This is a genomic window from Bartonella sp. AS69XJJH (assembly GCF_042195585.1).
Lineage (GTDB): Bacteria > Pseudomonadota > Alphaproteobacteria > Rhizobiales > Rhizobiaceae > Bartonella.
Genome location: NZ_JBHIOO010000031.1, coordinates 1 through 7,353, shown reverse-complemented (window position 1 = coordinate 7,353; position 7,353 = coordinate 1). Strand labels below are relative to the sequence as shown.

General features: G+C 34.7%; 6 protein-coding genes. 2 read left to right on the top strand and 4 right to left on the bottom strand.

The annotated features are described in order from the left end of the window. Nucleotides 1-201: 201 nt before the first annotated feature. Nucleotides 202-597 carry a hypothetical protein gene (locus ACFIK6_RS08610; RefSeq protein ID WP_375642578.1) on the top strand — a complete coding sequence of 132 codons (396 nt, stop codon included), beginning with the start codon at nt 202-204 and terminating at the stop codon, nt 595-597. Between the two features lie 298 nt (nt 598-895). On the opposite strand, the gene ACFIK6_RS08605 is transcribed toward ACFIK6_RS08610, so the two are convergent. The 4 genes from ACFIK6_RS08605 to ACFIK6_RS08590 all read right to left on the bottom strand — a co-directional run bounded on the left by ACFIK6_RS08605 (nt 896) and on the right by ACFIK6_RS08590 (nt 4,096). Next, nucleotides 896-1,303 carry a replication protein RepA gene (locus ACFIK6_RS08605; RefSeq protein ID WP_375642579.1) on the bottom strand — a complete coding sequence of 136 codons (408 nt, stop codon included), beginning with the start codon at nt 1,301-1,303 and terminating at the stop codon, nt 896-898. 421 nt (nt 1,304-1,724) lie between these two features. Beyond that, a complete protein-coding gene (traG, locus tag ACFIK6_RS08600) occupies nt 1,725-3,638 on the bottom strand; it encodes a Ti-type conjugative transfer system protein TraG (RefSeq protein ID WP_375642580.1) in 1,914 nt (637 codons plus the stop codon). After that, nucleotides 3,616-3,840, bottom strand: a complete 225-nt coding sequence (locus ACFIK6_RS08595) for a conjugal transfer protein TraD (protein ID WP_012755123.1) — start codon at nt 3,838-3,840, stop codon at nt 3,616-3,618. Before ACFIK6_RS08595 ends, traG begins: the two co-directional genes overlap by 23 nt. Before the next feature lie 52 nt (nt 3,841-3,892). Continuing rightward, the gene (locus ACFIK6_RS08590) at nt 3,893-4,096 is read right to left on the bottom strand and encodes a TraC family protein (protein ID WP_375642581.1); all 204 of its coding nucleotides are present in this window, start codon (nt 4,094-4,096) and stop codon (nt 3,893-3,895) included. A 234-nt stretch (nt 4,097-4,330) separates the two neighbouring features. On the opposite strand from ACFIK6_RS08590, the gene traA reads away from it, so the two are divergent. Then, the coding region (gene traA / locus ACFIK6_RS08585) for a Ti-type conjugative transfer relaxase TraA (RefSeq protein WP_375677545.1) at nt 4,331-7,353 on the top strand (3,023 nt) is incomplete at its 3' end.

Genomic DNA, 7,353 nt, shown 5'->3' with positions numbered 1-7,353 from the left:
AGTGAAGATGATTATTATCGTCATGAGTATGAGGATGTTGCGTAAATAAAATAGCAGGTGCGGGGGGCGCCTGCTTTTTAAGCACTAAAAAATCATAAAATTGAAATAATTATCTATATAGGTATATAAATAATCGTGAATAAAATAAAACGTATCATATAGCCATAAAGCGTTTTATAGATAAAAATATTGGAGGGGGTAATGGACACTCTATCTACTAATAAATTAAATAAAAAAGAGAAAAATCCAAATTCCAAACAATCAATTTTAATAACTATAATGCGTAGAGTTTTTTCTATCGTTTATAAAATATTACATAAGATATTGAAAATTTGCCTTTTTTCCCTTTTCCTTTTTCTTTTACTTATTCGTAAACCGGTTATTATTTTAACAGAGTTTATAGCAGGGGGAAGTTTATTAGTGTTATTTATTTTTTTTACTGGATATGTAGCGGGGGCTGCACCTTTTGAACACCAAACAGCAATGGTCATTGGTTATATAGTTTTGATATTTCTAAGTTTAGCTGTTAATTGGGGATACGATACGCTCTTATTACGGCTAGCCCCTCTCGGTGCTGATCTTATGCTTTTCAAGTAAAAGCTTATTAGAGAATGTTCGTCAAGCTCTAGAGGTATTGCAATGATTGTTGCTCACAAAATCATGTTTCACTGTAATGTGTATAGTTATAAAATACAAAAAGAAATTGTTCATTTAAGTTACAATGTTACCAATAATGGTAACATTGTAAAACATAACTACAATGCTTTTATTAATTTTTTATTCTCGCTTCTGTATTTGTATATTTTAAGTATCAAAAATGCCTGCTAAAGCAGATTTTGAATTGATAGAACGTAGTAGCCTCTTATTTTATGGATAAATGAAGCTAAATTATTTTTCATCTAAGATAATCTTCGAGATCTATTTGATTGCTAATATCCATTTCTAAAGGTTTGCTATTTTCATATACACCTTGAATATCGGCTGCTTTTATGCAATTTTTTAAGTTCTCTCTAAGAGCTGTTTTGTGGTTTTTAGCTCTACCTTTCCAACCAAAGTTTAGGTTGAGACGGTAGGATCTATTAATCCCAATACGAGGACCTTCCAAAAGAATATCCATAGCTATTAGTTTTTTTATGCTTCGATTAAAGTGATGTCTGGTAATACCAACTTTTTTAGCCAATTCCGTTTGATTGACAACTAATAGATTTTCGAAATCAAGACGAGAAGCTAGAATGAAAAACACCTTGAGATCATATCCGTTTAAATTACTTTTCGCTATTATAGCCATCGGATGTTGAGGCATTGCAATCCATTCCTTTTCAAATCTATTTTTGCCTTTTAGGTACGACACAAACAACAAAATCGTCCATAACCTTCCCTATTTTACAATCTATTTGGTATATTTTTTATCCGCGTAGTTAAAAAATAAAATGTTTTTTTCATACTATAAGGTACTGTTTAAGCACCCCTAAAAGCTCTCCCTTCTAATCATGATTTTGGAGCCACGTGAGAAGGACAAAACAAGCCGTAGGTTCTTTGTCAAGGACGCCTTTAGGCGCCATGTAATGGTTTCCTTGACACTAAGAACCAAGGATTGTTAGTCCTCTCATTAAACGCGGGTCTGATGTCATGATTTTGGTGAGCGTTCCAGAGAGTTTGAGAGGCGGATAGCCTCTCATTATTGATTATGGACGAACGAAGTGAGTTCTATTTAGGAGATATTATTATTTAGGGGCAAATCTATTTTTGTTAGCAAGAGCCCTTAAATCCTTTCTTCTGAAATATATGGCACGTCCGCAACGAATAGGGGGATGCCCTTGCATGAGAATGATCTGTTCGTCTTTTCGCATTTCTTGGGTAATTTCATGAGGATAAATTAAAGGTCTCTGCTGGGTGTTTACATTTTCTGTCCCTCTTGTATGGAATGCTCCTTGAGGTTTTCTTGATTTTTGCACTTCAACAGTCATTTTACCGCATGCCTTTGATATATTTTCAGCCGTTTTAATATCTTTAATAGCGGCATAACTTACAAAAGCACAGCTTTCCAACCATGCCATAGTACCTGATGAACCGAAGTGACGTTCAAGTTGTCCTACAGATTGGTAAAAGAGCATGAGAGATATTCCATATTTACGCCCACGGTCACGTGCTTCTTCTAAGATGTTCATATATCCTAAAAGATCAATCTCATCTAAAACAAAGAGGACTCTTTTTTTATAGTTTCCATTTGCGGCTTCCATAGCTTTGAGAAGAGAACCAACAAGAATGCGTCCCACACCAGGGTAAGATTTTAGAATTTTGGACGGAATATTCAAAAAGATATCGATATTTTCTTTTGCGATATCAGTTGTTTTAAAGTCGTCACCACTTATAAGGTTGGCATAATTATCAAGGGAGAGCCATTGGGTATCTTTCGAAGCAGTAGCATAAACACCAGAGAAAGTTTGCGGTGCCATATTGGTAAAGACCCCAAGGGTTTCACGAATGAATTGCGATGAAGAACTTGATTGTATTGATCGCAATTTTCCAATAACCGATGGTTCTGGTTTTGATACAATCATACGAAGAGTTTTTAAGTTTTTTTCCTCTAACTTGTACTCATCAGAAAAGACAATATGTGCAAGTAGTCCTGTTAATAAATTATGTGCGTGTGATACAAAGAATTGATCGGTTGAAGTTGATTTATGGTTTTCTGAAAGAAGGAGTCTAGCAATTTCAACTAAACCCGCTTCCCTTTCATAGGCTGGAATGCTTTCATCTAATAACCAATCTAAAGGATTAAAAGTTTTTGTTGAAGTTCCATGAGGAGCAAGAACATGTACGGTATTTTTGTTTAATTTTTCTCGTGCGTCTTCAACGATTGGAGCGATTTCAGTTGAAGGATCAAAAACGATCAGTGGACCGGAATATTTGAGACAAGTTGGAATAACATTGCTGGTTGTTTTATAACCACCAGAACCAGCAAAAAATAACATATGAGTTGAATCAAAATCAAGTTTGTATGTTAACAATGGCTGGCTACCACCTTTCCCCCATGTTGTTTTGTCTTTAGGATTAAATTGGACATCTTTAACAACATCTTCGTCGACTCTATAGCGCTCTCCTATAACTATTTCACCATCACTTGGAAAGATCTTTTCAAGTTGTTTTATATTCATCCATTGAGCGCCGCCGAAAATCGTATTTTTTAATTTTTTCAAAGGTGATGTTTTTGGCAACGATAGATTCATCGTGAAACCAAGGATAATAATACCAATGATTGAACCGCTCAAAACCATCCTATCAAAGAAAGGAAAAACATCAGCCCATGTCATGTTATTTTGTCCTACATAAGGACTTAGTCTTATATATTCATTTATACTGTAGTAGGCAGCAAAAAGACAAAAGGAGATTAATGATGCTATGGTGATATTTTTTCTTATATGTCTTTTTTGTAATAAAATAAATGAAGAACATGAAAGTGCAATAAGGACGAGAATATCGAGAGGTTTTGAACGAACAAACCAATAAGCATCTTGGGTAGTACCATTTTCTGTAATGTTATTTATTGTTATGTTTACAAGAAAAAGAATTATGATTGAAAAGAGGAAAGGACATATTAAAAATATGATTTGTTTACGATCTAGATTGTTTATCATTTTGACCCCGCGTATCGGTAAAAGAATGTTGTCCTATTTTTTGTAAATTTTTATATTCATTTGAATTTATATCAAGTTTTGCAGCATGAATTAAACATCCTAAAATAAAAGACTTATCAGCATTTTTAAGACCAGCCTTTACGACAAGACCGCCTAGAATAATTTTTTCACGTGCATCTTTACGTCTTATTTCATCACTCAAAAATCTCCTCCTTTTTTCAATGCGTCTTAGTGATTTTATAGAGTTACCAAGATTATTCAGTTTTTTGCTGTTCTTTTTGAAATCGGGCTTTAATCTCCTCGAAAATATTTTTCCATTGGTCGTTTGTTATGTTTAATTCTGTTAATCCCGCTTCAGCTGCTAATAGTGCAATTTTTCCCCCTTCTTGTTTTTTAGCAGCTTTAATTCTTTCAAGAAGCTTTTTACTTTTTTCTTCCAGAGCTTTTTTTTCTTCCATAAGTTTTTCTAAAGATTTACGTGACACTTCAAACTCTCTTTTATTTTTTAATCTTTATTTTTACTTAACAGAACAAATCTCCAATAACAATACTTAATAGTGCGCATTTATGCGCCCCTGAAAATGTCTTTTTTCAAAAGATTTTTGAAGGCGCAATTATACGTTTTTAAATAAAACGTTTTATGCTATAGATTATTTCTGTGAAATAAAAACAATTTTTGGTAATTGTATCTTATGGCAAGTACACATTTACAAGCTAAAATTATTGGTGCTGGAAAATCAGCAATTTCGGCGGCTGCCTATCGCCATAGGACAAGGATGTTTGATGAGTTAGAAGGATCTCATACGCATAGATATGATAAAGATAGGGACCTTGTATATTCAGAAATGAATATTCCAGAAGGTTCTCCAAAATGGATTACACAACAACTCAGTTATTTTGATACAAATGATAAAAAAAGTGAATGGCTGTGGAACACTGTGCAAAATAGTGAGCGCGTGAATGGACAGTTGGCAAGAGAAATAGTTATAGCGTTGCCATTAGAGTTATCACGAGATCAAAATATTTCTCTTGTACGAAACTTTGTAAAAGAAAATTTTTCATCACGTGGTCTTGTTTCTGATTGGGTTTATCATGACAAGGAAGGAAATCCACATGTGCATATTATGCATACTTTACGTCCAGTTTTAGAAAATGGTTTTGGTCCCAAAAAAATAGCTGTCTTAAATGAAGATGGAACAGTAAAAAAATCTCTTGTTACTATTCGTGATAGACAAGGGAATGCTATAAGAAAAGAAGAGCGTATAGTTTATGAAACCGTCATAGGTCATAAAGATGCATTGAAGGATTTACGAAACTCATGGGGTGAGATTGCAACGAGGCATCTTGCACTTGCGGGTCATGATATAAAAGTAGATATGCGTTCTTACAAAGAGCGTGGTTTATCCATAGAACCGACCATTCATTTGGGGCAATCTGCTTATGCAATGGGTAAAAAAGGACTTGCTAGCAATGCGGTACAAGCCAATGAAAAAATAAAACAGAGATCTGTAGAGAAAATTAAAGAAAACCCTAATGAAGTATTGAAGTTGATTTCATTTGAGAAGTCGACATTTAATCGTGGTGATCTTGCTAAGATCATTAATAGATATGTTGATAATTCAAATGACTTTAATGATATTATGGTGCGCTTAGAACAAAGCAACAACCTGATTAAAATTAAAGATCATTCCAATCCTCATAAAGTGATTTACTCCACAAAGGAAATATTAAAAACCGAATATGATATGGAGCGGAGTGTTGTTTCGTTGTCTCAAACGACAGGACACGGTGTAAAAGATAGACAGGTTTTAGAGGCAATAAAGTCTGTTGAGAATAAAGATAAAAGTAATAGATTTAAATTTTCAGAAGAACAAAAATTAGCCGTTCAACATATTACAGATGATAAAGGTATTGCTGCGGTTGTTGGTTATGCAGGTGCTGGAAAATCCACTCTATTGGAAGCCGCAAATATTGCGTGGGTTAATAGTGGGAAGCGTGTGTTTGGAGCAGCTCTTGCGGGTAAGGCTGCGGAAGGTCTTGAAGAATCTTCAAAGATAAAAAGTAAAACTCTTGCTGCGTGGGAATTAGCGTGGAAAAATAAGAAAGATGAATTACGGGTTGGTGATGTTTTTGTCATTGATGAAGCTGGAATGGTTTCTTCAAAACAACTTTCGCATTTTGTCCAAAAAGTTGAAAAAGCAGGCGCAAAAATTGTTTTAGTTGGTGATAATATGCAGTTGCAACCCATTGAGGCTGGAGCGGCATTTCGCGCTGTAGTTGATAATATCGGTTATGTAGAATTATCGGGTATCAGAAGACAAAAAGAAGAATGGGGTCAAGATGCGTCACGACAGTTTGCACGTGGACAAGTAAAGGAAGCTTTAGACCATTATAAAAATAGAGGGTTCATTCATGAGACTAAAACGCGTGACCAAGCCATAAATACTCTTGTTAAAGATTGGATGGATACACGAAGGAAAGTAGAAAAAAAATGTGAGGAAGAAGGAAAAACTTTACGGGGTGACGAATTACTTGTTCTTGCTCATACGAATGCGTCTGTAAAAAAATTAAATGAAGAAATTCGAACTGCTCTTAAAGATGCTCGTTTACTTAAATCTGAAGATAGTGCAAGCATTACAAATTTTGATACTCTTAAGGGGCGTAGGGAATTTGTTGTTGGTGACAGAATTATCTTTCTTGAAAATGCTCAATTTGAAGAAAGATATGCCACAGAATTAGGAAAGCAAAAAGTTAAAAATGGTATGTTGGGAACTGTTTTGTCTACACAAAATGAAAGAGGAAAACCGCTTTTAAAAGTGCGTCTTGATTCTGGTCAAGAAGTTGTTTTCTCCAATCAGACTTATCAAAACGTTGATCATGGATATGCGGCTACGGTTCATAAGAGTCAAGGAGTTACCGTTGATAATGTCTTTGTTTTAGCCTCCTCATCTATGGATCAACATCTCTCCTATGTTGCAATGTCTCGACATAGGCATCAGTCACATCTTTATGTAGCCGAAGAGGATTTTAAAAACGTTCGATTACACGAACACAAACAGGTTAAAGGTACAATCACTGGTGAACTTGTAGAAGCTGGGTATGCTTCTTTTAGTGAAACTGCCAAAACCAAAACACCTTATGCGGATATAGCAACTTTCCGTGGAATTGAACGTGTTTATGGTGTAAATCTGCCTTCTGCGATAGATGGGGCTCGTATTGAGCTTGGTGACAAGATATCACTTCGTCAAGATAAAGAAACTATTGTTGTTAATAATAAAGAAATTAAAAGAAATGTTTTTAATGTTGATTTAATAGAACGCGGTAATCCTTCTTTTGTTGATGCGATCAAGCGGTCTGATCATGCCAATACCTATGAAAAATTGGTAGCAGCTCTTTCTAGGTCTGGTGTTAAAACAACAACTCTCGATTTTTCTGAATCTCCTGATTATAGAGATTATATAGCCAAATTTACAAAGAATAGAGGGATTGATGTTTCTCAAGGTTTAGGGGAAAAAATAGCCTCTTACGTTGATTTTAATAAAGAATGGTTGCAAAAACAAAAAGAGAAGATTGAATCCCTTTGGGATAGAGCAAAGACAAGTTTTTCAAAACTTCAAAAAGAAGATCTCAAGGTTGAACAATCACAAAAAGAGTTGAATGTTGCATCAAAAGCAACAGAACGAGAACCATACCTTGCTGCTTATACGGATAACTC

Coding starts and splice junctions, on each gene's coding strand:
- ACFIK6_RS08590 (WP_375642581.1), bottom strand. CDS start 4,096: ATGGAAGAAAAAAAAGCTCTGGAAGAAAAAAGTAAAAAGCTTCTTGAA.
- ACFIK6_RS08605 (WP_375642579.1), bottom strand. CDS start 1,303: ATGCCTCAACATCCGATGGCTATAATAGCGAAAAGTAATTTAAACGGA.
- traG (WP_375642580.1), bottom strand. CDS start 3,638: ATGATAAACAATCTAGATCGTAAACAAATCATATTTTTAATATGTCCT.
- ACFIK6_RS08610 (WP_375642578.1), top strand. CDS start 202: ATGGACACTCTATCTACTAATAAATTAAATAAAAAAGAGAAAAATCCA.